The following is a 24,144-nucleotide window of genomic DNA, read 5'->3' as shown; positions in this document are numbered from 1 at the left end:
GTGAGCGCCGGATCCTTCCGGCTCGATTCCGAGCACATCCTCAGGCCCGTGCGCCTGGGCGACGGTGCCGCGCTTTCGCGTGCCTATCTGGCGAACCGCCGGCATCTCGCGCCGTGGGAGCCGACGCGCTCGGAGGCGTTCTTCACCGTCGCCTCGCAGGAGGCGCATGCACAGCAGTGTTTGGTCGACGCATCGGCAGGGCGTGGCATCCGCTTCGTGATCGAGTCCGACGATGGTGAGATCCGCGGACGGATGAACCTCAACAACATCGTCCGTGGGGCGTTCTGGAGCGCAGACCTCGGTTACTGGGTGGATGCGACGCGCGTGCACCGTGGGCTCGCGAGCCGCGCGGTCGCGAGGGTGATCGAGCACTCCCGCACCGAGCTGCGGCTGCACCGACTCCAGGCGGCCACGCTGCTGCACAACCTCGGCTCACAGCGGGTGCTGCTCGGAAACGGGTTCGAGCGCATCGGGATGGCGCCGAAGTACCTCCTGATCGCGGGGGAGTGGCAGGATCATCTGCTGTTCCAGCGCCTGCTGGAGGAACCGCTCAGCGCCCAGCGGGAAGGTCCTTGATCATGTTGGTGATGCGGATGGTCGAGCAACGACGACCCTGATCGTCAGTCACCACGATCTCGTGCACCGTGATGCTCCGTCCCAGGTGCACGGGCGTGCAGACGCCGGTGACCAGACCAGAGGTCGCCGATCGCGTGTGTGTCGCATTGATGTCCACCCCGACCGCGAGCCTTCCGGCACCGGCGTGCAGATTGGCAGCCATCGAGCCGAGTGACTCTCCGAGCACGACGTACGCCCCGCCGTGCATGAGTCCGACGGGCTGGGTGTTGCCCTCGACCGGCATCGTCGCGACGCAGCGCTCGACGCTGAACTCGAGGAACTCCATGCCCATCTTCTCGGCGAGGGCGCCCATTCCCCGGGCCGTCGCCCAGTCGAGTCCCTCGCTCATCGCGACATCGCCCATGCATCCTCCTCAGCGGGTGTCCGTCGTCCTCGTTAGGCTGACAGGGTGACGGACTCCGCAAAGCCTACCCTCATGGTCGTCGACGGCCACTCGCTCGCCTACCGCGCCTTCTTCGCGCTCCCGGTCGACAACTTCACGACCAAGGACAAGCAGCACACGAACGGCATCTACGGGTTCCTGTCGATGCTGGTCAACCTCATCAAGGCGGAGAAGCCGACGCATCTCGCGATCGCCTTCGACACCTCGCGGCACTCCTTCCGCACCGATGAGTACCCCGAGTACAAGGCCACGCGGTCCGAGTCGCCGCAGGAGTTCAAGGGGCAGATCCCGCTGCTGCAGGACTGCCTCGCCGCCATGTCCATCCCGGTCCTGACGAAGGAGGGGATCGAGGCGGACGACATCCTCGCCACCCTCGCGTCCCAAGGTGCCGAACAGGGCTTCGAAGTGCTCGTCGTCTCGGGAGACCGCGACACCATCCAGCTCGTCAACGAAGACGTCACGCTGCTGTATCCATCGGTGCAGGGGGTCTCCCAACTCAAACGCTACGACCCGGCGACCGTTCAGGAGCGCTACGGGGTGCGACCCGAGCAGTACCCGGATATCGCCGCGCTCGTGGGTGAGACCAGCGACAATCTGCCCGGCGTGCCGAAGGTCGGCGAGAAGACGGCGGTCAAATGGCTCACGCAGTTCGGCTCGCTCGATGAACTGATCGCCCGCGCCGACGAGATCAAGGGCGTCGTCGGAGGCAATCTCCGCGACCACATCGAAGACGTCCGTCGCAACCGCAAGCTCAACCGTCTGCTCACCGACGTCGAGCTTCCGGTGGGCCCGGCTGACCTCGCCGTCGCACCGATCGATGCGCAGGCCGTGCGCGACATCTTCGCCCGTCTCGAGTTCCGCACCCTGCTGCCGCGGGTGTTCGAGGCCGTCGGTGCCGGCGACGTCGCTGACGACCCTGCTTCCGTCGTGGTGCTCCCGGTGCCCGTCGAGGCGCCTGCGGCCGACCTCGCGAGTTGGGCTGCGGCGCAGGAAGGCGATGTCGCGCTCCGCGTCACGACCCAGGGCGGTGTCCCCGTACGCATCGGTGTTGCCACGCTGACCGAAGTACGTGAAGCCGATTGGTCGGATGAGGCCGCGGGCGCTCTGCGCGGATGGTTGGAGTCCGACGCACCGAAGGTGCTCCACGACGCGAAGCCGCAGGTGAAGGCGCTGATCCGCCAGGGCATCCGCCTTCGCGGGCTCGCATACGACACGAGTCTGGCCGGCTGGCTGCTGCGACCGAGCTTCCCCGACAAGACCCTCTCCGACCTCGTCGAGCGCTACCTGGGGGAGAAGCTCCCCGAGGCCGATCCTTCCCAGCTCGTCCCCGAGACCGAGGGTGCGACGCCGTCTCAGGAGGCGTGGTTCGCTCTGCGAGTTGCCGATGCTCTCCGCGAGGACATCCCGGAGTCGGTCGCGAAGGTCCTCGACGACATCGAGCTGCCCACGCTGCTCACCCTCGCCGACATGGAGGTCGCGGGTGTCGCCGTGTCGCACGACGTGCTGTCGACCTTCTCGGGTGAGCTCGCGGCCCGAGCGGAGGGCCTCGCACAGGAGGCGTTCTCCGTCGTCGGCCGCGAGTTCAACCTCGGCTCGCCCAAGCAGCTGCAGGAGGTGCTGTTCGAAGACCTGCAGCTGCCGAAGACCCGCAAGACCAAGACCGGCTACTCGACCGACGCTGCGGTGCTCGCCGATCTGCAGGAGAGCAACCCGCATCCGTTCCTGAGCCTGCTGCTGCAGCACCGTGAGGCCACGAAGCTGCGCCAGATCATCGAGTCGCTCGATTCGGCGATCGGAGACGACCACCGTGTGCACACCACGTACGTGCAGACGGGAAGCCAGACCGGACGGCTCTCGAGCACCGACCCGAACCTGCAGAACATCCCGGTGCGCACCGAGGAGTCACGCCGCATCCGCAGTGCTTTCGAGGTGGGCCAAGGGTATGAGGCTCTGCTCACCGCTGACTACTCCCAGATCGAGATGCGCATCATGGCGCACCTCTCCGGCGACGAGGGGCTGATCGAGGCCTTCAACAGCGGGGAAGACCTGCACCGTTTCGTCGGAGCGCGCGTGTTCGGTGTCGAGCCGAGCGATGTCACGGCGGCGATGCGCACCAAGGTCAAGGCGATGTCCTACGGTCTGGTCTATGGGCTCTCCGCGTTCGGCCTCTCCAAGCAGCTGCGCATCGAGCAGTCCGAGGCCAAGCAGCTCATGATCGAGTACTTCGCGCGGTTCGGCGCCGTGCGCGACTACCTGCGTGCATCCGTGATGAAGGCGAAGGAGGTCGGCTACACCGAGACCATCTTCGGCCGCCGTCGACCGTTCCCCGACCTCGCGAGTCCGAACCGCGTGCTCCGCGAGAACGCCGAGCGGGCCGCCCTCAACGCTCCGATCCAGGGCAGTGCCGCCGACATCATGAAGATCGCGCTGCTGCACATCCACGACGACCTCCGGTCCGAGAACCTCTCCTCGCGGGTGCTGTTGCAGATCCACGACGAACTCGTGGTCGAGGTCGCGCCGGGGGAGTGGGACGCCACGGAGCGGATCGTCCGCGCGCGGATGGGCGATGCTGCCGAGCTGTCCGTGCCGCTCGATGTGCAGGTCGGTCGGGGTCGCGATTGGAACGAAGCCGCGCACTGACCTCCGGCGGTGGGAGGGGGCCGGGGATTAGGCTGAAAGGTATGACTTCAGCTCCTCGCACCCCCTCTGCCATCGACGCCGTCGCCGATGAATGGGTCGACACGATCGCGGTACTGGCTCCCACACTCGGGACGTACATCGGCCGCGACGAGGTGAACGACCGCTTCGGCGACCTGAGCCCGCAGGGGCACGAAGAGATCGCTGCAGCCACCCGCGCGACACTCGACCGTCTCTCGGCACTCGAGCCCGTCGACGCGATCGACGAGGTGACGAAGACCGATCTCAGCGCCGAGCTCCGCCTCGATCTCGAACTCCACGATGCCAAGTGGCACCTTCGTGACCTCAACGTCATCGCCTCGGCGGCGCAGGACGTGCGCGCCGCCTTCGACCTGATGCCCACTGCGACCGTCGAGGACTGGGACGTGATCGCGACCCGTCTCGCCGCGGTTCCGGATGCGCTCCGCGGATACGTCGAGACGCTCCGCACCGGGATCGCTGAGGGAGTGACGCCGGCGCGTCGTCAGGTGGTCGAGGTCGCGACACAGATCGACCGCTACACGGCCGACGACGGGTTCTTCGCCGCCTTCGTCGCCGAGGCCGACCCGGAGGAGGGCCAGCTCCCGGCCTCCCTCGCACGCACGCTCGCGGACAACTCGGCAGCTGCACGCGTCGCCTACGACGAACTCCGCCGCTTCCTCGCCGAGGAGCTCGCCCCCGTCGCGGGCGAGGTCGACGCCGTCGGCCGCGAGCTGTACGCCCTCAACTCCCGCCGTTTCCTCGGCGCGACGATCGACCTCGACGAGACGTACGAATGGGGTCGTGAAGAGCTCGCCCGCATGGTGGCGGAGCAGACCGCCATCGCGAACGAGATCCTCCCTGGTGCGTCGGTCGAGGAGGCCGTCGCCCATCTCGAGGCCGATCCCGCACGCAAGCTCGTCGGCACCGACGCATTGCAGAAGTGGATGCAGGAGACGAGCGACAGGGCCGTCGCTGAACTGGGCGCCTCGCACTTCGACATTCCCGAGGCGATCCGCACACTCGAGTGCATGATCGCTCCCACCCAGGAGGGTGGCATCTACTACACGGGGCCCACGGACGATTTCTCGCGTCCCGGTCGCATGTGGTGGTCGGTCCCCGAAGGCGTCACCGAGTTCGACACCTGGCGCGAGCTCACCACGGTGTTCCACGAGGGCGTCCCCGGACATCACCTGCAGATCGCGCAGGCCGTCTACAATCGGGCAGAGCTCAACTCCTGGCGCCGTCTGCTCGCAGGCACGTCCGGCCATGCAGAAGGCTGGGCGCTCTACGCCGAGCGCCTCATGGAGCAGCTCGGCTACCTCGACGACCCCGCCGATCGACTCGGCATGCTCGACGGTCAGCGCATGCGGGCGGCCCGTGTGGTGCTCGACATCGGCGTGCACCTCGGCAAGCCCCGTCTCGACGGCACAGGTGTGTGGGACGCGGAGTACGCGCTGGACTTCATGCGCGCGAACGTGAACATGTCGGATCAGTTCGTGCAGTTCGAGGTGAACCGCTACCTGGGTTGGCCGGGACAGGCGCCGTCGTACAAGGTGGGCCAGCGCATCTGGGAGCAGGTCCGCGATGGTGTTCGCGCGGCGGAAGGCGATGCCTTCTCGTTCAAGGACTTCCACAAGCGGGCGCTCGATATGGGCGGCGTCGGGCTCGACACGTTGCGCACCGCTCTGCTCCCGCGCTGACGGGAATGCGGCCGGACGGTCACGTGTTCATTCATCTGAATAGGAAGGGATGACATGGGCATCGAATTCGGGCTGGACACGTTCGGCGACATCACGCGAGATGCGGACGGGGAGCTCCTCACGGGGGCGCAGACGATCCGCAACATCGTTCAGCAGGCGGAACTCGCAGACTCCGTGGGCGTGGACTTCTTCGGGGTCGGGGAGCATCACCGCACCGAGTTCGCCGTGTCCGCCCCGGAGATGGTGCTGGCGGCGATCGCCGCGCGCACGGAGAACATCCGGCTTGGCACTGCGGTCACGGTGCTGTCCTCCGACGACCCCGTACGCGTGTTCGAGCGCTTCTCGACGCTGGACGCGCTGTCGAACGGCCGGGCCGAGGTGGTGCTCGGGCGCGGCTCCTTCATCGAGTCCTTCCCCCTGTTCGGCTATGACCTGCGAGACTACGACGCGCTCTTCGAGCAGAAGCTCGAACTGTTCGTGGAGCTCCTGAAGGAGGAGCCGGTGACCTGGTCGGGAACGATGCGTCCGTCGTTGGAGAACGCGAACGTGTTCCCGAAGACCGAGAAGGGTCTGCGTACCTGGGTCGGTGTGGGCGGAAGCCCGGAGTCGGTCGTCCGTGTCGCTCGCCACGGTCTCGGCCTCATGCTCGCGATCATCGGGGGGCCGGCGGTGCGGTTCAAGCCGTTCGTCGATCTGTACCATCGCTCGGTCGCATCGTTCGGTACCACGTCGCATCCCGTCTCGGTGCACTCGCCTGGCCACATCGCCGCGACAGACGCGGAAGCCTGGGATGCCGCTTACTCCGGATTCGAGGCGATGAACAACACCATCGGCCGAGAGCGCGGGTGGCCGGCGTACAGCCGTGCACGTTTCCAGAACGACGTGGGACCTGAGGGGGCGATCTACGCAGGGTCGCCGGACCGGGTCGCTGCGAAGATCGCCGACACCATCACGACGCTCGGCCTCGGGCGTTTCGACCTCAAGTACGCCACGGGCACCCTGTCGCACGAGTCGATGATGCGCAGCATCGAGCTGTATGGCACCGAGGTGATCCCGCGCGTGAAGCGGATCCTCGCCTCGCAGGACTGACGTCATCGAGGGCAGGACGCCCGGCGCTCGGCTTTACGATGAGAAGCATGGCCAACACCGCCTTGCCGAGCCGCTCATCGTTGGCTGAGCGCCTGGACGTCCTGCCTTTCACGCGCCGGCATCTCCGCTTGCTCACGGGCTCCGGTCTCGGCTGGGCGCTGGACGCGATGGACGTGGGTCTGATCTCCTTCATCCTCGCGGCACTCACGCAGCAGTGGGGGCTGTCCAAGGGCGAGGCGGGCTGGATCGCCTCCGTCGGGTTCATCGGCATGGCCATAGGTGCGACGCTCGGCGGTCTCCTGGCGGACCGCTACGGACGACGGCAGGTGTTCGCTCTGACGTTGCTCGTGTATGGCCTCGCCACCGGAGCCAGCGCGCTCGTGGGCGGGCTTGCGGCGCTTCTGGTTCTCCGATTCCTCGTCGGCCTCGGGCTCGGCGCCGAGCTTCCTGTGGCATCGACCTACGTGAGCGAGTTCGCCCCCACCCGGATCCGCGGTCGCCTGATCGTCGTACTGGAGGCGTTCTGGGCACTCGGGTGGACGGCAGCTGCTCTCATCGGGTTCCTGGTCATACCCGCTTCGGAGGATGGCTGGCGCTGGGCGTTCGCCCTCGGGGCCATCCCGGCGGTGTACGCACTCTTCGTGCGGTGGCGGATGCCCGAGTCGCCTCGCTGGCTCGCGTCGCGGGGACGGATCGCAGAGGCCGACCGCATCGTCTCCGCGTTCGAGGCAGAGGCGCGGGTGGAGGCGACTCCGGCCATCAGGAAGGAGCCGGCATCACGAGCGATCGCCGTCACCGCCCGCGCACGGTTGGCGACACTCTGGAATCCGGAGTTCCGACTGCGCACACTGTGTCTCTGGCTGGTGTGGCTCGGTGTGAACTTCGCCTATTACGGAGCGTTCATCTGGATCCCGAGCATCCTCGTCGATGCCGGGTTCGATCTGGTGCGGTCTTTCGGGTTCACGCTCATCATCACGTTGGCTCAGCTCCCCGGCTACGCGGTGGCCGCGTGGCTCATCGAGGTCTGGGGCCGTCGACTGACGCTCTCCGTCTTCCTCCTCGGCTCGGCGGTCTCTGCCGTGGTCTTCGGCACGGCGACGACGGAGGGCACCATCATCGCCGCCGGCATGGCGCTGTCGTTCTTCAACCTCGGCGCCTGGGGTGCCCTGTACGCGGTGACCCCGGAGATCTATCCGACCTCGTTGCGGGGCACGGGCGCGGGCTGGGCCGCTGGAGTGGGGCGCATCGCATCGATCGTCGCACCGCTCTCTGTCCCGATCCTCCTGGTCGGGGGCGGCGCGCCGCTCCTGTTCGCGGTCTTCGGCGTCTGTTTCCTCGGTGCTGCGGCTGCGGCGTGGGGACTCGTCGATCGCGGCGGCCAGGCTCTCGACGACCGCTGAGGCGGGGACGACCCATCCGGTCCCGGCGCCGTGCGTCGTCGTCCCGCAATAGGCTGGGATGATGGCAGATGTGCGGTTCGTGGCGATCGGCGACTCGTTTACCGAGGGTGTGGGTGATGTCCTCCCGGACGGACGGGAGCGCGGCTGGGCCGACCTGGCGGCTCAAGGGTGGGCGGACGCCGCCGGGCACCCCATCCAGTACGCGAACCTCGCGATCAGGGGCAAGCTCGCCTGGCCGATCGTGGAAGAGCAGCTCGAACCCGCGCTCGCCCTGCGTCCCACGCATCTCTCGTTCAACGGCGGTGGCAACGACATGCTGCGCCCGCGTACCGACGTCGAGCACATCGCCGACGCCTTCAGCCGGGTACTGCGCCGATGCGACGAGGAGGGGGTGACGATGATCCTGCTCTCCGGCGCGAACCCGAGTGGTCAGCTCCCGATGGGCTCTCTCGTGCAGCGGCGGGGTGATCTGCTGTCCGAGGCCGTGCTGCGTCGCGTCGAAGATCGTCCCGACGTGATCCGAGCGCTCAACTGGCCCGACCGTGAGCTCTCCCGCGGCGCGTACTGGGCGGAGGACAGGCTGCACATGAATGCATCGGGTCACCACCGTGTGGCCGCCCGCGTGCTGCACGCTCTCGGCTACGAGCCTCCGGAGACGTGGTGGGCGCCGAGCGATCGGCTCGGTACGGGCCCCTCCGGCCTCGCCTATTACCGCGAGTTCGTCGGGCCCTGGGTGCGGCGGCGTGTGACCAGGACGTCGTCGGGAGACGGCCGTGCGGCGAAGTACCCGTCGTGGGTAGAACGGGTTCCCGCATGACGTCGTCCGACAGTTGCCGAATCCGGTGAGTGACTTCGAGCTCGCGGCCATCAGTGCCGGCACCGTGTCGCTGCATGATGCTCGCAGGCAGGAGAGGCGCGATGTCGCTCTCGAACCATTCGAGATCGGTGTGTACCCGGTGACGGAGGAACAGCTCGCCGAGGTGCTCGGCATTCCCGCACGGCATCCCCGCCGCCCCGCCGCGGATCTCAGCTGGTTGCGAGCGGTGCATTTCTGCAATGCCGCGTCGGAGTGGGAGGGGCTGGAACGGAGCTACTCGTTCGACGGCGAGGTCGTCACGTGGGATACGACCGCGGACGGATACCGGCTGCCCACAGAGGCGGAGTGGGAGTTCGCCTGTCGTGCCGGCGCGACGGGCCCTCACTATGCGCCGCTCGCGGATGCGGCTTGGACGGCGGCGGACGGGGTGGCCTCGCCACAGGACGTGGGCGGGAAGCTCCCGAATCTCAACGGGCTCTTCGACACGCTCGGCAACGTCTGGGAGTGGTGCTGGGACCTGCTCGACCCCGCCCGCTACGACGACTACCGGGTGTTCCGCGGAGGCGGCTTCGCCGACGACGCCTGGAGCGTTCGGGCATCCGTTCGTCGCGGCGGAGCGCCGCGTATGCATCACGACGACGTGGGGTTGAGGCTCGCTCGTGGCGCCTTCGACACCACGGATCAGGCACAGGGCTGGTCGGCGCGAAGCGATCGAGAGCGTGCTTTCCAGGATGGCCCGCTTCCATCGGGATGGACTCCTCGCCGCGGCTGAGGCGCCCCGATTCTTCGTCGGCGACATGTGCGAGAGGAGCGCATTTGTCCCGCTGGCTGTGCTGATGCCAGGCTGAGGGACATGGCATCCTCCTATTCGCTCATCGTCTCTCAGGGCCGGGTGGCCGACCGTACCGACGGCGCCTTGATCGGCGCGCGCCGAGTGGGCGAGGCGGTGTCGTCCCTGATGTCGATCGAAGCACAGACCATCGGCACTCCGACCCCGAGTGTCGTCGATGACTGGACGAAGGCGTTACCGGAGGCGGAGCAGACGCTCCAGGGGATCCGGGCGGCGCTGCAGGATGCCCTTGCCGCGGGGACGACACCCCTGCTGATCACCAACACCTGCGCTGTGAGCCTCGGCACGCTCCCCACGGTCGCGGAGCATCACCCGGATGCGGTGGTGCTGTGGATCGACGCGCACGGCGACTTCAACACCCCGGAGACGACGGAGTCGGGGTACCTCGGCGGCATGGTGCTCGCCGCGGCGTGCGGCCTCTGGGACAGCGGCCACGGTTCCGGCATCGACCCGAAGCAGGTGATCGTCGTCGGTGGCCGGGACATCGACCCCGCCGAGGGGGACCTTCTGGCGGAGGCAGGGGTCACCGTACTTCGGCCGGCAGAGAGCACGCCTGAACGCATCGTCGACATCATCGCCGGTCGACCGGTATGGATACACGTCGACTGGGACGTGCTCGAGCCCGGTTACATCCCCGCGGCCTATCGCATCGGGGGCGGGCTGCTGCCGCATCAGATCGCCGGGATCTTCGCCGCACTGCCCGTAGGTGCCGTGCAGGGGGTGGAGCTCGCGGAGTTCGAGGCGGGAGACGCCGAAGTCCCTGAGCATCTCAGCGTGGAGCTCGTGATCGAGACTTTGCAGCACCTCCTGCGCTGATTTTGTGGACGCTGTCCGGGTGCCGCGTCAGCGACGGCGCTCGGGGTCGAGCCCCATACGGACACGCGTACGTTTGCGCTCGACGAGGATGAAGACGGTGCCGATGATCCAGGGCGGGATCGGCATGAGAAATGCGATCCGGAAGGCTTCCAGCGAGTAGGTCTCCGGCGTGCCGGCGCCCTGCAGATCGAGCGCGAGACCGATGAGGAAGATGGCGATGAGCGCGGCGATGAAACCTCCGGCGTTCGTGACGCCGGTGGCGGTGCTGAGGCGGTGCGTCGGGTTGTGCGTTCTGGCGTGGTCGAAGGCGATCATCGAGGCGGGACCACCGGTCCCGAGAGCGATCGCCAGGACGTAGAGGAGCCAGAGCGGTGCGGTGTCGGGGAGGGCGATGACAGAGATCCACGCTGCCATCTGAACCCCCACGGCCGGAAGCACGAGGGCGAGAGAGCGATGGTTCGGCAGTCGACGCGAGAGGTCGCCGATGATGGGACCGAGAAGCATTCCGGCAACGACATATACGGAGATGATGCCCGCGGCGTGTGCAGCATCCAGGCCCTCCGCCGCTGTGAGGAACGGCATTCCCCAGAGGAGCACGAACGCGGTTCCCGCGAACGGCGTGGTGAAGTGCGACCAGAAGGCGAGGCGGGTCCCTGGGTGCGCCCAGGCGGCGCGTATGCCGACGCCGGTATCTATCGCTGAGGTGACGACGCGCACGACTCCCGTGTCGGTGTTCACCGTGACATCGGCGCCGCGCTCGACCGGGTGGTTGCGGATGACGAGCGCCACGAGGATCGTGAACAGCACCCCGAGCCCGGCGATGCTGCCGAAGGTGATCGTCCAGGTGGTGGCGTGCAGCAGCGCGGCGACGGGGACGAGCGCGATGAGTTGCCCTGCCTGGCCGATGATGCCGGTGAACTGCACCATGAGGGGTCCTCGCTGCGCGGGGAACCAGGTGGCAACCAGGCGCAGCACGGCGGGGAAGATGGCGGCATCTCCGGCGCCGAGCAGAACGCGTGCGACGATCGCGATGCCGATGCTGGGGGAGAGAGCCATGGTCAACTGGCCGGCGGCCATGAGCAGCATCCCGATCGTCATGATCGGCCGGGATCCGAAACGGTCGAGCAGGATTCCCACGGGGATCTGCATCCCGCCGTACACCGCCAGTTGGACCACGGCGAACAGGGCCAGCGTGGAAGCGTCGGCCTGGAACCGGTCAGCCGCCTCGACGCCGACAGCCCCGAGCGAGGTGCGGTTGGTGATCGCGAGCACATAGGCGGCGACGCCGACCGACCAGATCAGCCAGGCCCGCCACCCCGGTGTGGAGACGGGGGAGTGGGAGACCTGCGGCACCCCTCAACGCTACTCCTCTGCGATGTCGCAGATGAGATCTGTGATGTCGCAGGTGGGAGCTACCCTGACGCCATGACCAGCACACCTCTGCATCACTCACTCGATTACGTCGAGCTCGTCGTCACCGACCTCGACGTCTCGAAGCGCTTCTTCGCCGATGCGTTCGGCTGGCATTTCAACGACTACGGCCCGGGCTATGCGGGGATCGTGTCTCCGCGCGCCGACGGGAACGAGGCCGGTGGTCTGCTGCTCGCCGACGAGGTGCGTCCCGCCGGCGGCCCTCTGGTGCTGCTCTACTCCGAGGACCTCGACGCCACGAAGGAGGCCATCGTGGCGGCCGGGGGCAAGATCCTGCAGGAGCCGTATGAGTTCCCGGGTGGGCGTCGGCTGCACTTCGCGGATCCGTCTGGCACCGAGCTCGGGGTGTGGTCCGCGCACTAGCGCCCGGTTCGCGGCGTCGGACCTTTCGAGCGTGCGACGATTGCCCGTATGACGGACATCACCGCGGGTACTACCGACGACATCGCGAGATGTGTCGATCTCTGGGTGCAGGCTCTTCGATACCGCGATGGAGAGGTCGACGCGGCCGCAGTCGCCGCCCGCATGCGCAAGCTGTTCGACGGGCCTCTCCTGCGGTTCGCGTTGGCAGGGGAGCCTCTCGCTGGGTTCGCTCTGACGGCACCGAAATCCGGTGACGAGACTACGGCAGTGCTGGAGCGGATCGCTGTGCTCCCTGCTTCCTCCGGCAAGGGGATGGGAAGAGCTCTGTTGAAGGACGCGATACGGGCGTCGAAGGACGCCGGGTACTCCACGGTCGAGCTCGCTGTGCGGCGAGGAAACCCCGCCATCCGGCTCTATGAGCTGCAGGGATTCCGGCCTGTTTCCGGTCCGGTCACTCATCCGCTCGGCGGCGAGCCCATGATCACGTTCAGTGTCGGCCTCTGAGGGGAGCCGACGCCTCCGGGGGTACGTTCAGCGCGCTGCACGCCTGACAGAGGGGCATGGAGTATGCCGAGCCTATGACGGCCCAGGGGAGGGGAGTGCCGGGCCCCTGAGATCCTCCACGATGATCGATACCAGCTCATCGGTACCGATCTCGGGGCCGATCCGTCGTTCATCGAACCAGGGGAGTGGCTGCCACCCATCGTGCCATTCGCGGATCTTGTCCTCCCCGAATTCCTGGGCAAGCTGCCGGCCCGCGTGGCGGCGGATCGTCTCCTCGAGGCCGACGTCGAACTGGTAGATGCGTGTGGACCCGAGGTGGTCTCGGTACAACCGTTCGAACGCCTCCAAGTAGTCGCGCAGATTGAACACGCCGTCGAGGATCACGTCATACCCGAGGTCGAGCGCCTGGCGGGCGGTGGTGATGATGAGGACACTGGCGTCGCGGGAGAGCTTCCGCCGATCCGGCTCACGGAGGAGCTCGCGGCGGAAGTGATCCTGAGAGATCAGAGCGACGCGCGCGCCCAGCGCTGTGCGCAACGACGTTGCCGTGGTCGTCTTCCCCGATGCCGCATCGCCGCGAAGAATGACGAGACGGGTGGATCCGCTGCCTGTGAGAGCCATCGGGCCATTCTCGCAACGCTCTCGGGTCTGACGGATGTCAGGTGAGCTGGAACGGCATGCCGAGGGCTGTCCTGAGCCTGGTCGCGAAGGCTTGGCGGTGAGCCGGATCGACCCATTCCGCGTCATCATGCCGCTGGTACAGAAGGTCGTCCGGGTGGCGGGGGAACACGTGAACGTGAAGATGCCAGACGTCCTGGCCTCCGGCGGGTTCGTTGTGCTGGCGGATCGAGGTGCCCTCACACGCGTATGAGGAACGGATGCCGATGGCGACTCTCTGGGTGAGGTCCCACACCGCCGCGCTGTCCGACGGCGAAAGGTCGTAGATGTTCTCCACATGCGTCCGAGGGATGACAAGCACCGCGCCCGGGTTCCCAGGCCACCACTTCGGAGCGATCCGGGCGTAAGCGCGTTCAGTGACAGCGACCACGTCTGTGGGCAGGTTGTGATCGTCATGCGTGCCCTCGAGGAAAGCGCAGAACGGGCAGACGTAGCCCGCGGGCGCATGCATAGGGGGACTCACGCCCCGATCATCGCACGGTGAGCGGCTGGATGGCTCGTGGAACAATGAAGACATGCTTGCTCGGGTCGTCGCGGTCCATTCCAGTGCTTCTCACACGTTCAGCAAGGAGACACGGGGATCCATCTTGCTGCTAGAGGGTCTGGGCGTCGACGGCGATGCGCACTGTGGAGCGACGGTCAAGCACCGATCGCGGGTGGCCGCCGATCCGTCCCAACCGAATCTCCGGCAGGTGCACCTGATCCACGGCGAGCTCTTCGAGACCCTGAAGGAGGGTGGCCATCTCGTGGCTCCAGGGGACCTCGGCGAGAACATCACGACGCAGGGCATCGATCTGCTCGCGCTGCCTGTCGGATCACGACTGCGAATCGGAGAGACTGTGGTGACGGTCACGGGGCTTCGCAATCCGTGCCAGCAGATCAACGGATTCCAGTCGGGGCTGCTCAAGCAGGTGGTGCGGAACGCCGGTGACGGCAAGGTCGTCCGCCTCGCCGGCGTGATGGGCATCGTGTCGCGGGGTGGGCGCGTGGCTGCGGGAGATCCGATCGATGTCGAGTTGCCACCGCACCCGCATCTCCCGCTCACGCGAGTCTGAGGGGGACGGGCTGCTTTCTGCTAGCTGACATAATGTGCATTATCGGATATAGCTCACGAGTCGAGAGTGGCGCGAAGAGATGGGACTCTGTGCTCTCGGGCCCCTCATGCTCCCTGGGCTGCTGCATGGGAGACGACGTCGCGAATCCAGCGGTTCGCCGCTGACGGGTACAGCGGTGCCGACACATCGTCGTCGTCGAATGGGCGCCATAGGATCGGCACGATCGATCCGTCGGACTCCGTGAGGGTGCCGCCCTCCAATGCAGGTTCTGGGTGCAGCCTGCCGCAGTACAGCGCAACGATTTCATGACCGAGCTCGCCGTCGTATCGGAAGATGTTCTCAACGACGCCCAGGAAAGCCAGATCGACCACATCGGCTTGGAGCTCTTCCTGGACTTCGCGGAGTATCGCCTTCTCGTGTGTCTCGCCGAGTTCGACACCGCCGCCGATCAGCCGATGAAAGCCGAGCGGGTTCTCCGCCGTCGCACCGTGCTGGCTGACGAGGTGCCGAGCGCCGTCGCTGTGGGTGGCCACAAGCATGGCTTTGACACGAATGTGGGAGCGGTCGACCGGCATGCCCCTACGCTCCGACGTAGGCAGCGAGGTGCTCCCCCGTCAGTGTGGATTTTTGGGATACCAAATCTGCAGGTGTCCCTTCGAACACGATCTTGCCGCCATCATGACCGGCGCCGGGCCCGATATCGATGATCCAGTCTGCATGGGCCATCACCGCCTGATGATGTTCGATGACGATCACCGTCTTCCCGGCGTCGACGAGCCGATCGAGCAGCCCGAGGATCTTGTCGACATCGGCGAGGTGCAGGCCGGTCGTGGGTTCGTCGAGCACGTAGACGTCGCCCTTCTCCCCCATCTGGATCGCGAGCTTGATCCGCTGGCGCTCACCACCCGACAGGGTCGACAACGGCTGCCCGAGTGACAGGTAGCCGAGACCCACGTCTTCCATCCGGCCGAGGATGGCGGAAGCCGCCGGGAGCTTCGCCTCGCCCTCACCGAAGAACACCCGCGCTTCGGACACAGGCAGATCGAGCACCTCGGTGATGTCCTTGCCGGCGAGTTTGTACTCGAGAACAGCTGCCTGGAAGCGCTTGCCGCCGCAGTCCTCGCAGGGCGTCTCGATCGTGTCCATGAATCCGAGTTCCGTGATGATCACGCCGGCGCCCTTGCACGACGGGCAGGCGCCCTCTGAGTTCGCGCTGAATAGAGCCGGCTTCACGCCGTTGGCCTTGGCGAACGCCTTGCGGATCGGCTCCAGGAGGCCTGTGTACGTCGCGGGGTTGCTTCGTCGCGAGCCCTTGATCGCGGCCTGATCGATCGCCACGACGCCGTCGCGCTTCGAGACCGACCCGTGGATGAGGGAACTCTTGCCCGAGCCCGCGACGCCCGTGACGACCGTGAGCACGCCCGTCGGGATGTCGACGTCGACGTCCTGCAGGTTGTTGGCCGTCGCGCCTCTGACGTCGATCGCGCCGGTGCCGGTGCGCACCGATTCCTTCAACTGCGCCCGGTCCTCGAGGTGATCGCCGGTCTTGGTGCCGCTGGCCTTGAGACCCTCGACCGTTCCCTCGTAACAGATCTCTCCGCCGGCGCTGCCCGCACCGGGACCCAGGTCGACGACATGGTCGCCGATCATGATCGTCTCGGGTTTGTGCTCGACCACGAGCACCGTGTTCCCCTTGTCGCGCAGCTGCAGCAGGAGCCCGTTCATGCGCTGGATATCGTGCGGGTGCAATCCGATGGTCGGCTCGTCGAACACGTAGGTGATGTCGGTGAGCGAGGAACCGAGGTGGCGCAGCATCTTGATGCGCTGTGCCTCTCCCCCGGACAGCGTGCCCGAAGGCCGTTCGAGACTGAGATAGCCGAGTCCCAGGGTCACGAAGGCATCGAGGTTCGCGCTGAGCGCCTGAAGTAGTGGACCCGCGCCGGGAAGGTCGAGCCCCCGGACCCAGTCCGCGAGGTCTGTGACCTGCATGCGGCATGCGTCCGCGATGCTCACGCCCTCGATCTTCGATGACCGTGCACCCTCGGTGAGTCGCGTGCCGTCGCACTCCGGGCACACCGCGAAGGTGGCGACGCGCTCGACGAAAGCACGGATGTGCGGCTGCAACGCATCGAGATCCTTCGACAGCATCGACTTGGTGATCTTCGGGATGAGGCCTTCGTAGGTCATGTTGATCCCGGAGATCTTGACCTTCGTGACCTCTCCGTAGAGGAAGAGCTGACGCTGTTTGTCGGTGAACTGCGAGATCGGCTTATCGGCGGGATAGAACCCCGACTGAGAGAAGCCCTTCACCATCCAGCCGTCCGCCGTGTAGCCGGGAACCATGATGGCCCCTTCGTCGAGAGACCGCGACTCGTCGACGATCTGGGCGAGATCGAGGTCGGACACCGCTCCCCTGCCTTCGCATCGCGGGCACATGCCGCCGAGGTAGATCGCGTCCTTCACGATCTTCTTCTCACCGCCAGGGCCCGTCATCACCCCGCTGGCTCTCTGCGTCGGGATGTTGAACGAGAAGGCGGTGGGTCCGCCGATGTACGGCTGCCCGAGTTTGCTGAACAGGATGCGCAGCATCGCGTTGGCATCCGTCACCGTGCCGACCGTCGAACGCGGGTTCGCGCCGAGCCGCTCCTGGTCCACGATGATCGCGGTTGTCAGTCCCTCGAGGACATCGACGTCGGGCCTCGGCACCGACGGCATGAAGCCCTGCACGAAAGCGCTGTAGGTCTCGTCGATCATGCGGCGCGATTCCGCGGCGATCGTGTCGAAGACGAGCGAGCTCTTGCCCGAGCCGGAGACACCGGTGAAGACGGTCAACCGGCGCTTCGGGATGTCGACGCTGACCTCTTTGAGGTTGTTCTCACGCGCGCCCTGGACGCGGATGAGGTCATGGGTGTCGGCAGGGTGCGCTTCGGTGCTCATCGGGGTCCTTCGGTTCTGCGGTGGAGATATCAGGTGGTCTGGTCTAAGCGGTCTGATTGATACGGAGCAGATTCCCGGCCGGGTCGCGGAACGCGCAATCGCGCACGCCGTAGGGCTGGTCCATCGGCTCCTGCACGACATCGGCGCCGTGCTCGACCAGGCTCTCGAAGAGCGTGTCGAGGTCATCGCTGGCGAGGGTGAGAGCAGCGTAGCTGCCCTTCGCGATCAGCTCGAGGATCGTCTGCCGCTCGGAATCGGTGATGCCGGGATCTGTTGCCGGCGGGTGGAGGACGATCGACGTCTCAGGCTGACCGACGGGGCCGACGGTGAGCCATCGCAGTCCGTCGTAGCCGACGTCGTTGCGCACCTCGAATCCGAGAGCGTCGCGGTAGAACGCGAGAGCGGCTTCCCCATCGGTGTGTGGAAGGAATGCGTAGTGGATGCTGATTCTCATGGCTCTCACGTTAGGTGGGCATCGGGGCGCGGCGCTTCTCTATTCCTGATCGGTCTCGTGACCTGCTTCGCCTGGAAGGACGGTATTCCCTCGATGGTGGTGGCGCGTTCACGGTACACGCTGGGTGAGACACCGATGAGCTCCGAGAACCTCGTGCTGAAGGTGCCGAGCGAGGAGCATCCGACTTCGAAGCACACCTCCGTCACCGTCAGGTCGCCGCGCCGCAGCAGAGCCATGGCGCGTTCGATCCGCCTCGTCATCAGATACGAGTACGGGGACTCCCCGTAGGCTTCGCGGAACTGCCGGCTCAGGTGCCCTGCCGACATGTGCACTCCGCGCGCCAGCGCTTCGACATCCAGAGGTCGGGCGTACTCCCGATCGATGCGATCGCGGACCCGTCGCATGACGGCGAGCTCGCGCAGCCGAGCGTGGTCGAGGTCCGTCACGAGGATGATCTTGCCACGTCGGGGAATCGTGTCGGGGAGTTTCCCGGCGTGACGAAGAGAAACGCGGGCGGGCGCTTCTCCCCCGCTCCTGCCCTCAGGGGCGCTACCCTGAGGGGCATCCTCACAGGATTTTCTCAGAAAGGGGTCCCCACCATGTCTGAACCACTCGCAGAGGCGAAGTCGTTGTTCAAGTCGATCCGCGTCACGCTGGCCGTCGCCGGCGTTCTCGCGCTGATCGCGGGTATCGTCCTCCTCGTCTGGCCGGTCAAGTCCGCGGTCATCGTGACGGCGATCTTCGCCTCGTACCTGATCGTCGCCGGGCTCGTCTACGTCGGCCTCGGTATCTTCTCGAGTGCCAAGGGCGGGTGGGCGCGCGTCGGTCACATCGTCCTCGGACTGCTCTACATCGCTGCCGGTGTGATCGCGTTCTTCAACCTGAACGTCGCTGCGGCCACGCTCGCCTTCGTCGTCGTGATCTTCATCGGTGTCAGCTGGATCGTCGACGGCATCGTCGCTCTGTCCCTGCTGGGCAGCGACGGATCGCGCGTCTGGACGGTCCTCTACGCGATCCTGAGCATCGTCGCGGGAATCATCGTGCTGTTCTCGCCGCTGATCGCCGGCTTCGCCTTCTGGCTGCTGCTGGGGATCTCGCTGGTCGTGCTCGGAATCATCCAGATCGTCCGTGCCATAACACTCGGTCGGGATGCGAAGGAGTACGTCTCCGCCGTTCAGGGCGGAGCGACGAGCTGACGCTCATCGTCTGAAACGAGAGCGGCCCCGACTTGCGATGCAAGACGGGGCCGCTCTTCTCGTGCTCTTACTCGGCCGCGAAAGCGCTCACGTCACCGACGAGGCGCGTGTTGTCAGCGGGCACCGCGTCGACGGCCGCCCTGGCGACCTCGGCAGCGAACTCCGAGACGTTGTAGAGCTTGCCCGCCGACTCCCGGCGCTCGGCGATCGCCCCCGGGTTCGCGCGCTCCAACAGCGTCGCCGTGATGGTGCCCTCGATCATGTCGCCCGACACGACCGTGAAGCCGATGCCCTTCTCGGCGAGGCCGGGGATGCGCTCCCGGAGGGCGTCCTCTCCGGCACGCTTGGAGAGGGCGACGGGCTCGTACTCCGGCATGGTCGGTGTGGTGCGGATGAAGTGCGCCTGGTGGCTGGTGACGAACACCACGCGTGCTCCGTCAGAGAGCAGCGGGGTAGCGGCGTCGAGCACGTTGAGCTGCGCGTCGCGGTTCAGGGTGAGCGCGTAGTCCGCAGCCATGCCCGACTCCATGCCCCCTGAGGCGTTGAGCACGAGTACGTCCAGGCGGCCGTACTCGGCGCGGATAGCCTCGAACATCGCAGCGACGGACTCGGGGTCGGTGAGGTCGGCACCCACGACGAGCGCACGGCGACCGAGTTCCCGCAGCTGGGCGGCGAGCTTCTCGGCGCGCGGGGCCTTGTTGCGGAAGTTGATGACGACGTCGGCACCGGCCTCCGCCAGGTAGCGGACGGTGTCGGCGCCGATCCCCCGCGATGAACCGGTGACAAGGGCGACCTTGCCGTCGAGGGATCCTGCGGGAAGAACGTCGGTCACGGTGACTCCTCATGATGCGCGAAAAAAGCCGTGATCGCACGGCCTTCACACCCTACCAAGCGCACGCAGTGGCGCCCTGATCCAGCGCTCTGCGCGTGATACGTTGACCACAAAGGAGGCCGCATGGACAACATCGTGACGTTCGTCACGTTCATCGAGCAATGGGCGTGGATCGGCTGGCTGGTTCTCATCGCCGTCTTCCTGGTGATCGAGATGCTCTCGCTGGACTTCACGTTCCTCATGCTCAGCTTCGGCGGAGTCGTCGGTCTCGTCACGGATCTGGTCGGCGTCCCCGTGTGGCTGCAGGTGATCATCGCCGCCGCCGCTGCCGCCCTGTTCATCCTGTTCCTGCGCCCTCCCCTTCTCAGACGCCTGCACCGCGGCGAGGATCCGACCAGGTCGAACGTCGACGCCCTCATAGACCTTCGCGGGATCGCGCTGAATGACATCACGCAGATCTCCGGCCAGGCCAAGCTCGCGAACGGCGACACCTGGACCGCGCGCACCGCCACCCCCGTTCCCATCCCCCAGGGTGCCCCGGTCGCCGTGACCGCGATCAACGGCGCCACGGCCATCGTCCGTCCCGTGAACGACTAGGAGAACCCCGTGAACGACGCATCGTTCATCCCCACAGCGATCCTGTGGATCCTCGTGATCGCCGTGATCATCTTCGTGGTGGTCACCGTCGCGCGAGCGATCCGCATCATCCCGCAGGCCACGGCCGGGGTGGTCGAGCGTCTCGGGCGCTATCACAAGACACTGACGCCGGGCCTCAACGTGCTCGTGCCGTTCATCGACAGGCTGCGGCCTCTGATCGACATGCGCGAGCAGGTCGTGTCCTTCCCGCCGCAGCCGGTGATCACCGAGGACAACCTCGTGGTCTCGATCGACACCGTCGTCTACTTCCAGGTGACCGACGCGCGTGCGGCGACCTACGAGATCGCGAACTACCTGGGCGCCGTCGAGCAGCTGACGACCACCACGCTTCGAAACGTGGTCGGTGGCCTCAACCTCGAGGAAGCGCTCACGAGCCGTGACAACATCAACGGTCAACTGCGAGTCGTCCTCGACGAGGCGACAGGCAAGTGGGGCATCCGCGTCGGCCGGGTCGAGCTCAAGGCCATCGACCCGCCCATCTCGATCCAGGACTCGATGGAGAAGCAGATGCGAGCCGAGCGTGACCGCCGCGCCGCGATCCTGACCGCTGAGGGGACCAAGCAGTCCGCGATCCTCGAAGCCGAGGGTGCGCGGCAGGCGGAGATCCTCCGCGCGGAAGGTGACAAGCAAGCCGCAGTGCTGCGCGCCCAGGGTGAGGCCGAGGCCATCCAGAACGTCTTCAGCGCCATCCACCAGGGCGAGCCGGACGACAAGCTTCTGGCCTACCAGTACCTGCAGATGCTTCCGAAGATCAGTGAGGGGCAGTCCAACAAGCTCTGGATCATCCCCAGCGAACTCACCGAGGCGCTCAAGGGCATCGGCAGCGCGTTCACGCCGAAGCCCGGCCAGGGCCCGTCGAACACGCTTCCCGGCGCGTGACGCACCCGTACTTCTCGAAGACGCGGAATCCCCGAGTCCTCGCCCACCGTGGTCTGATCACCGCGGCGGGCGAGGACTCCGGCGTCTGGGAGAACTCCGCCGGGGCTTTCGCGGCCGCCAATGCCGCCGGCGTCGAGTACATCGAGACCGATTGTCAGGTCACAGCGAGCGGCGACGTGGTGCTCTTCCACGATGACGACATCGCACGACTCACCGGCGACCCCCGGCCCGTCGGTGAGGTGAGTACACGTGAGCTGCGCACCCTGTTCGAGGAGCACGGGGGCCTGCTGACCGTCGCAGAAGCACTCGATTCCTTCCCGGACGTGCGGTTCAACATCGACGTGAAGACGTCGTCCGCTGTCGAGCCTCTCGGGAAGATCCTGGTCGACGACACGCACCGGGTGCTCGTGACGAGCTTCTCCGACGCCAATCGACGGGGAACGGTGGCGTCCGTGTTGCGGGCAGGGGCGGCGCTTCGTCCGGCCACGTCCGGAGGCAGCGCGACGATCGCCTCCCTGCGCGCGCTCTCGGCACTCCGCCTCTCCCCCGCGCGCATCCTTCGCGGCATCGATGCTCTGCAGATCCCGGAGCGCCACCGCGCGCTGACGGTGCTGACTCCTGCTCTTCTTCAGGCCTCGCACCGGCACGGGGTGGAGGTGCACATCTGGACCGTCAACGAGGCCGCAGACATGCGCCGTCTCATCGACCTCGGTGTCGACGGCATCGTGTCGGACCGCGCTGATCTCGCCCTGAAGACTCTCGCCCCGCGTTAGGGGCGACCCGCCTCATAACCTCCTCCGCTGGGATTAACCTGTGAGTTCCGCCGAGAACTCGCCCGCGTGGATGAAGCCCACAGGCTGGAGCGTTATACCTGACAGCGACGAGAGGACCACACAATGGCAGATCGCAGCCTGCGCGGCATCCGACTCGGCGCCCAGAGCCTACAGAGCGAAGAGGGCGTCGTTTTCATGGAGCGCCGTGAGACCACCTACACCTGTGACACATGCGGCCACGTCACGAACCTGATGTTCGCGGCGGACGCCGAGCCGCCCCAGACCTGGGAGTGCCGCGCCTGCGGTGCCGAGGCTCGACTGAACGTCGACGGCCAGGCCGTCACGCTCGAGGCGAGCGACGAGAAGGCCGCCCGCACCCACTGGGACATGCTGCTGGAGCGCCGTACGCGCGCCGAGCTCGAGGAGCTGCTGGAAGAGCGCCTCGCCTTCATCCGGGCCCGCCGCGGTGCCGGAGAAGACCCGACCCGCGAGAAGATCGGCGCCTAGCGCCTCCTGGCGCGCCACCACCCGACGAGGAGCGCGCCGAGACCGCCCCACAGCACGACTGCCTGGATCCAGGGGCCCAGCACCACACCAGCCGTGAGGCCGGAGCGCAGCTCGACATCCTCGAGCATGGCTCCGGCCTCATCTGCGTCCAGGCTCGTGACCGTGGAGCCGTCAGCACGGATGACCTGGCTCGTGCCGACGGTCGAGACGTTCACCACGCTTCTGCCGGTCTCGATGGCCCTCATGCGTGCAAAGGCCAGCTGCTGCAGGTTCTCGTCCGTGCCACGGAAGTCGGCATTGTTCGTCTGGAACACCAGCACCTCTGCCCCCGCGTTCAGGCCCTGCCAGATCACATCGTCGTAGATCACATCGAAGCAGATGGCGAGACCGACGCGGACCCCGTCGACGTCGACGATCGGAGGGTTCGAACCCGGCGTGTACTCCCGTTGGATGAGACCGATCAGCTCCGGGGCGAGCGCGTTGAAGAACGGGCGATCCGGCACGTACTCGCCGAAGGGGACGGGGTGCCGTTTGTCGTGCAGCTGCCTCGCGGTGCCATCGAGGTTCCAGAGCATCGAGGTGTTGAAGAAGCGGTCGTCACGACCTGTTGGCGCGTTGGCGAGGAGCGGTGCGTCGATCCGGTTCGCGATGAGGGTCATCCGCCGCGCCAGCGCATCGCTCTGAAAAGGGTCCGCGTCCAATGACCCTTCCGGCCAGACCAGCAGATCGACGTCTTCGCCGTAAAGAGGGGCGGTCGCCTCTGTCTGCGCCTGGATCACCGCGAACGGCTCGCGATCGTCGAAGTACCCCGTCGGGCCGTTCCCCTGCACGGCGGCGATCCGCATCGAGCCGCTGGTCGCGGTCGGGAAGAGCGGGGTGAACAGCAGCACCACCACGAGGGCTGCCGGCGCGATCAGCCGCAAGGGCCGGCGCCATGCGCGCAGCCGCACGACTTCGATCAGCATCGCCACGACGAGCACCATGAGGAAGCTGAGCCCGCTCACGCCGACCCAGGAGGAGACGGACGCGAGGGGACTCTCGGCCTGACTCATGCCGATACGTGCCCAAGGGAAGCCGCCGTAGGGCCAGGAGCCGACGAACAGCTCGCGGCCGACCCAGAGGGCCGCGACGACCGTCGGGAGCCCCAGAAGGCGCCCCGCTGTCCCGGGGAAGGCTTTCGGGAGCCAGCGATAGGCGAGCGCAATCGGGATGAGGGCGATCGCCGTCAGCACGCCCTCGACGACGCTCAGGGCGGCCCACGGGATGGGGCCGAGGTATCGCGATGTCCAGGAGACCAGGAGCCCGAAGAACAGGATGCCGTAGACCAGCCCGACGAGCAGCGCACCCCCGAACCGTCGTCCTATCAGCGCGAGCAGCAGAAGAGCTGTCGCTGGGAAGGCGAGGATCCAGATCGCAGCCTCCGGATACGCCAGATTCATCACCAGGGCGGCCAGTCCGGCGGCGAGCACAGCAGCCCAGAGGGGCAGGAGGGCGCGTTGTGGCGCGGTTTTCGAGGTCATTCCGTCCATC

General features: G+C 66.7%; 26 protein-coding genes. 16 read left to right on the top strand and 10 right to left on the bottom strand.

What is annotated here, in order from left to right; genetic code table 11:
- Positions 1-576: a GNAT family N-acetyltransferase gene (locus ILP86_RS09350; protein ID WP_193761817.1), complete on the top strand. Its 576-nt coding sequence runs from the start codon at positions 1-3 to the stop codon at positions 574-576.
- Here the strand turns inward: ILP86_RS09350 and ILP86_RS09345 are convergent.
- Positions 551-979 (bottom strand): hotdog fold thioesterase, encoded by a 429-nt coding sequence (locus ILP86_RS09345; RefSeq protein WP_193761816.1) that lies wholly within the window; start codon positions 977-979, stop codon positions 551-553. The genes ILP86_RS09350 and ILP86_RS09345 overlap by 26 nt on opposite strands.
- 45 nt (positions 980-1,024) lie before the next feature.
- Between ILP86_RS09345 and polA the strand changes: the two genes are divergently transcribed.
- From polA to ILP86_RS09310, 7 genes are all read left to right on the top strand, one after another.
- Positions 1,025-3,658 carry a DNA polymerase I gene (gene polA, locus ILP86_RS09340; protein WP_179516028.1) on the top strand — a complete coding sequence of 878 codons (2,634 nt, stop codon included), beginning with the start codon at positions 1,025-1,027 and terminating at the stop codon, positions 3,656-3,658.
- A gap of 41 nt (positions 3,659-3,699) precedes the next feature.
- Entirely contained in the window at positions 3,700-5,376 is a 1,677-nt protein-coding gene (locus ILP86_RS09335) for a DUF885 domain-containing protein (protein WP_046747115.1), read from the top strand.
- Between the two features lie 54 nt (positions 5,377-5,430).
- Positions 5,431-6,465 (top strand): LLM class flavin-dependent oxidoreductase, encoded by a 1,035-nt coding sequence (locus ILP86_RS09330; RefSeq protein WP_058631189.1) that lies wholly within the window; start codon positions 5,431-5,433, stop codon positions 6,463-6,465.
- 47 nt (positions 6,466-6,512) lie between these two features.
- Positions 6,513-7,865, top strand: a complete 1,353-nt coding sequence (locus ILP86_RS09325) for an MFS transporter (RefSeq protein WP_193761815.1) — start codon at positions 6,513-6,515, stop codon at positions 7,863-7,865.
- 61 nt (positions 7,866-7,926) lie between these two features.
- Positions 7,927-8,682 (top strand): SGNH/GDSL hydrolase family protein, encoded by a 756-nt coding sequence (locus tag ILP86_RS09320; RefSeq protein ID WP_174799774.1) that lies wholly within the window; start codon positions 7,927-7,929, stop codon positions 8,680-8,682.
- A gap of 25 nt (positions 8,683-8,707) precedes the next feature.
- On the top strand, positions 8,708-9,454 hold the full coding sequence (locus ILP86_RS09315) for an SUMF1/EgtB/PvdO family nonheme iron enzyme (protein WP_058631186.1): 747 nt from the start codon (positions 8,708-8,710) through the stop codon (positions 9,452-9,454).
- A gap of 81 nt (positions 9,455-9,535) precedes the next feature.
- A complete protein-coding gene (locus tag ILP86_RS09310) occupies positions 9,536-10,348 on the top strand; it encodes an arginase family protein (protein ID WP_046747110.1) in 813 nt (270 codons plus the stop codon).
- Between the two features lie 27 nt (positions 10,349-10,375).
- Here the strand turns inward: ILP86_RS09310 and ILP86_RS09305 are convergent, their stop codons facing one another.
- A complete protein-coding gene (locus tag ILP86_RS09305) occupies positions 10,376-11,701 on the bottom strand; it encodes a nitrate/nitrite transporter (protein WP_193761814.1) in 1,326 nt (441 codons plus the stop codon).
- A gap of 72 nt (positions 11,702-11,773) precedes the next feature.
- Here ILP86_RS09305 and ILP86_RS09300 point away from each other — a divergent pair, with 72 nt between their 5' ends.
- The gene (locus tag ILP86_RS09300) at positions 11,774-12,142 is read left to right on the top strand and encodes a VOC family protein (RefSeq protein ID WP_046747108.1); all 369 of its coding nucleotides are present in this window, start codon (positions 11,774-11,776) and stop codon (positions 12,140-12,142) included.
- Positions 12,143-12,190: 48 nt separating this feature from the next.
- Positions 12,191-12,646 (top strand): GNAT family N-acetyltransferase, encoded by a 456-nt coding sequence (locus ILP86_RS09295; RefSeq protein ID WP_061015921.1) that lies wholly within the window; start codon positions 12,191-12,193, stop codon positions 12,644-12,646.
- A gap of 72 nt (positions 12,647-12,718) precedes the next feature.
- Here ILP86_RS09295 and ILP86_RS09290 read toward each other — a convergent pair whose 3' ends face one another.
- Together ILP86_RS09290 and ILP86_RS09285 are read right to left on the bottom strand one after the other, a co-directional pair.
- Positions 12,719-13,267, bottom strand: a complete 549-nt coding sequence (locus tag ILP86_RS09290) for an AAA family ATPase (RefSeq protein WP_193761813.1) — start codon at positions 13,265-13,267, stop codon at positions 12,719-12,721.
- A gap of 37 nt (positions 13,268-13,304) precedes the next feature.
- Positions 13,305-13,775 (bottom strand): HIT family protein, encoded by a 471-nt coding sequence (locus ILP86_RS09285; protein ID WP_193761812.1) that lies wholly within the window; start codon positions 13,773-13,775, stop codon positions 13,305-13,307.
- A gap of 64 nt (positions 13,776-13,839) precedes the next feature.
- Here ILP86_RS09285 and ILP86_RS09280 point away from each other — a divergent pair, with 64 nt between their 5' ends.
- Entirely contained in the window at positions 13,840-14,379 is a 540-nt protein-coding gene (locus ILP86_RS09280; protein WP_193761811.1) for an MOSC domain-containing protein, read from the top strand.
- A 104-nt stretch (positions 14,380-14,483) separates the two neighbouring features.
- On the opposite strand, the gene ILP86_RS09275 is transcribed toward ILP86_RS09280, so the two are convergent.
- The 4 genes from ILP86_RS09275 to ILP86_RS09260 are packed head-to-tail and all read right to left on the bottom strand — an operon-like array spanning position 14,484 to position 18,174.
- A complete protein-coding gene (locus ILP86_RS09275; protein WP_193761810.1) occupies positions 14,484-14,954 on the bottom strand; it encodes an NUDIX domain-containing protein in 471 nt (156 codons plus the stop codon).
- A gap of 4 nt (positions 14,955-14,958) precedes the next feature.
- Positions 14,959-17,316, bottom strand: coding sequence for an excinuclease ABC subunit UvrA (locus ILP86_RS09270; protein WP_193761809.1), 2,358 nt, complete (start codon positions 17,314-17,316; stop codon positions 14,959-14,961).
- Positions 17,317-17,359: 43 nt separating this feature from the next.
- Positions 17,360-17,770: a VOC family protein gene (locus tag ILP86_RS09265; RefSeq protein ID WP_113681959.1), complete on the bottom strand. Its 411-nt coding sequence runs from the start codon at positions 17,768-17,770 to the stop codon at positions 17,360-17,362.
- 5 nt (positions 17,771-17,775) lie between these two features.
- Positions 17,776-18,174: a helix-turn-helix transcriptional regulator gene (locus ILP86_RS09260; protein WP_058631215.1), complete on the bottom strand. Its 399-nt coding sequence runs from the start codon at positions 18,172-18,174 to the stop codon at positions 17,776-17,778.
- 195 nt (positions 18,175-18,369) lie between these two features.
- Here ILP86_RS09260 and ILP86_RS09255 point away from each other — a divergent pair, with 195 nt between their 5' ends.
- On the top strand, positions 18,370-18,966 hold the full coding sequence (locus tag ILP86_RS09255) for an HdeD family acid-resistance protein (RefSeq protein ID WP_046746993.1): 597 nt from the start codon (positions 18,370-18,372) through the stop codon (positions 18,964-18,966).
- Positions 18,967-19,033: 67 nt separating this feature from the next.
- On the opposite strand, the gene ILP86_RS09250 is transcribed toward ILP86_RS09255, so the two are convergent.
- Positions 19,034-19,798: an SDR family oxidoreductase gene (locus tag ILP86_RS09250; protein WP_046746994.1), complete on the bottom strand. Its 765-nt coding sequence runs from the start codon at positions 19,796-19,798 to the stop codon at positions 19,034-19,036.
- Positions 19,799-19,921: 123 nt separating this feature from the next.
- On the opposite strand from ILP86_RS09250, the gene ILP86_RS09245 reads away from it, so the two are divergent.
- From ILP86_RS09245 to ILP86_RS09230, 4 genes are all read left to right on the top strand, one after another.
- Positions 19,922-20,395, top strand: coding sequence for an NfeD family protein (locus ILP86_RS09245; protein WP_046746995.1), 474 nt, complete (start codon positions 19,922-19,924; stop codon positions 20,393-20,395).
- A 9-nt stretch (positions 20,396-20,404) separates the two neighbouring features.
- Positions 20,405-21,334, top strand: a complete 930-nt coding sequence (locus ILP86_RS09240) for an SPFH domain-containing protein (RefSeq protein ID WP_046746996.1) — start codon at positions 20,405-20,407, stop codon at positions 21,332-21,334.
- Positions 21,331-22,107 (top strand): glycerophosphodiester phosphodiesterase family protein, encoded by a 777-nt coding sequence (locus ILP86_RS09235; protein WP_193761808.1) that lies wholly within the window; start codon positions 21,331-21,333, stop codon positions 22,105-22,107. The genes ILP86_RS09240 and ILP86_RS09235 overlap by 4 nt, the downstream gene beginning before the upstream one ends.
- 123 nt (positions 22,108-22,230) lie before the next feature.
- Complete coding sequence (locus ILP86_RS09230) at positions 22,231-22,614, top strand: RNA polymerase-binding protein RbpA (RefSeq protein ID WP_021200565.1); 384 nt, start codon at positions 22,231-22,233, stop codon at positions 22,612-22,614.
- On the opposite strand, the gene lnt is transcribed toward ILP86_RS09230, so the two are convergent.
- Positions 22,611-24,143, bottom strand: coding sequence for an apolipoprotein N-acyltransferase (gene lnt, locus ILP86_RS09225; protein WP_113681957.1), 1,533 nt, complete (start codon positions 24,141-24,143; stop codon positions 22,611-22,613). The genes ILP86_RS09230 and lnt overlap by 4 nt on opposite strands.
- Between the last annotated feature and the right edge of the window lies 1 nt (position 24,144).

The sequence above is a fragment of the Microbacterium sp. R1 genome (genome assembly GCF_015159725.1).
Lineage (GTDB): Bacteria > Actinomycetota > Actinomycetes > Actinomycetales > Microbacteriaceae > Microbacterium > Microbacterium oxydans.
This window is presented reverse-complemented; position numbering and strand designations above follow the sequence as displayed.

Coding starts and splice junctions, on each gene's coding strand:
- ILP86_RS09345 (WP_193761816.1), bottom strand. CDS start 979: ATGGGCGATGTCGCGATGAGCGAGGGACTCGACTGGGCGACGGCCCGG.
- ILP86_RS09335 (WP_046747115.1), top strand. CDS start 3,700: ATGACTTCAGCTCCTCGCACCCCCTCTGCCATCGACGCCGTCGCCGAT.
- ILP86_RS09330 (WP_058631189.1), top strand. CDS start 5,431: ATGGGCATCGAATTCGGGCTGGACACGTTCGGCGACATCACGCGAGAT.
- ILP86_RS09325 (WP_193761815.1), top strand. CDS start 6,513: ATGGCCAACACCGCCTTGCCGAGCCGCTCATCGTTGGCTGAGCGCCTG.
- ILP86_RS09320 (WP_174799774.1), top strand. CDS start 7,927: ATGGCAGATGTGCGGTTCGTGGCGATCGGCGACTCGTTTACCGAGGGT.
- ILP86_RS09310 (WP_046747110.1), top strand. CDS start 9,536: ATGGCATCCTCCTATTCGCTCATCGTCTCTCAGGGCCGGGTGGCCGAC.
- ILP86_RS09300 (WP_046747108.1), top strand. CDS start 11,774: ATGACCAGCACACCTCTGCATCACTCACTCGATTACGTCGAGCTCGTC.
- ILP86_RS09295 (WP_061015921.1), top strand. CDS start 12,191: ATGACGGACATCACCGCGGGTACTACCGACGACATCGCGAGATGTGTC.
- ILP86_RS09290 (WP_193761813.1), bottom strand. CDS start 13,267: ATGGCTCTCACAGGCAGCGGATCCACCCGTCTCGTCATTCTTCGCGGC.
- ILP86_RS09285 (WP_193761812.1), bottom strand. CDS start 13,775: ATGCATGCGCCCGCGGGCTACGTCTGCCCGTTCTGCGCTTTCCTCGAG.
- ILP86_RS09280 (WP_193761811.1), top strand. CDS start 13,840: ATGCTTGCTCGGGTCGTCGCGGTCCATTCCAGTGCTTCTCACACGTTC.
- ILP86_RS09275 (WP_193761810.1), bottom strand. CDS start 14,954: ATGCCGGTCGACCGCTCCCACATTCGTGTCAAAGCCATGCTTGTGGCC.
- ILP86_RS09270 (WP_193761809.1), bottom strand. CDS start 17,316: ATGAGCACCGAAGCGCACCCTGCCGACACCCATGACCTCATCCGCGTC.
- ILP86_RS09265 (WP_113681959.1), bottom strand. CDS start 17,770: ATGAGAATCAGCATCCACTACGCATTCCTTCCACACACCGATGGGGAA.
- ILP86_RS09260 (WP_058631215.1), bottom strand. CDS start 18,174: ATGCGACGGGTCCGCGATCGCATCGATCGGGAGTACGCCCGACCTCTG.
- ILP86_RS09255 (WP_046746993.1), top strand. CDS start 18,370: ATGTCTGAACCACTCGCAGAGGCGAAGTCGTTGTTCAAGTCGATCCGC.
- ILP86_RS09245 (WP_046746995.1), top strand. CDS start 19,922: ATGGACAACATCGTGACGTTCGTCACGTTCATCGAGCAATGGGCGTGG.
- ILP86_RS09230 (WP_021200565.1), top strand. CDS start 22,231: ATGGCAGATCGCAGCCTGCGCGGCATCCGACTCGGCGCCCAGAGCCTA.
- lnt (WP_113681957.1), bottom strand. CDS start 24,143: ATGGACGGAATGACCTCGAAAACCGCGCCACAACGCGCCCTCCTGCCC.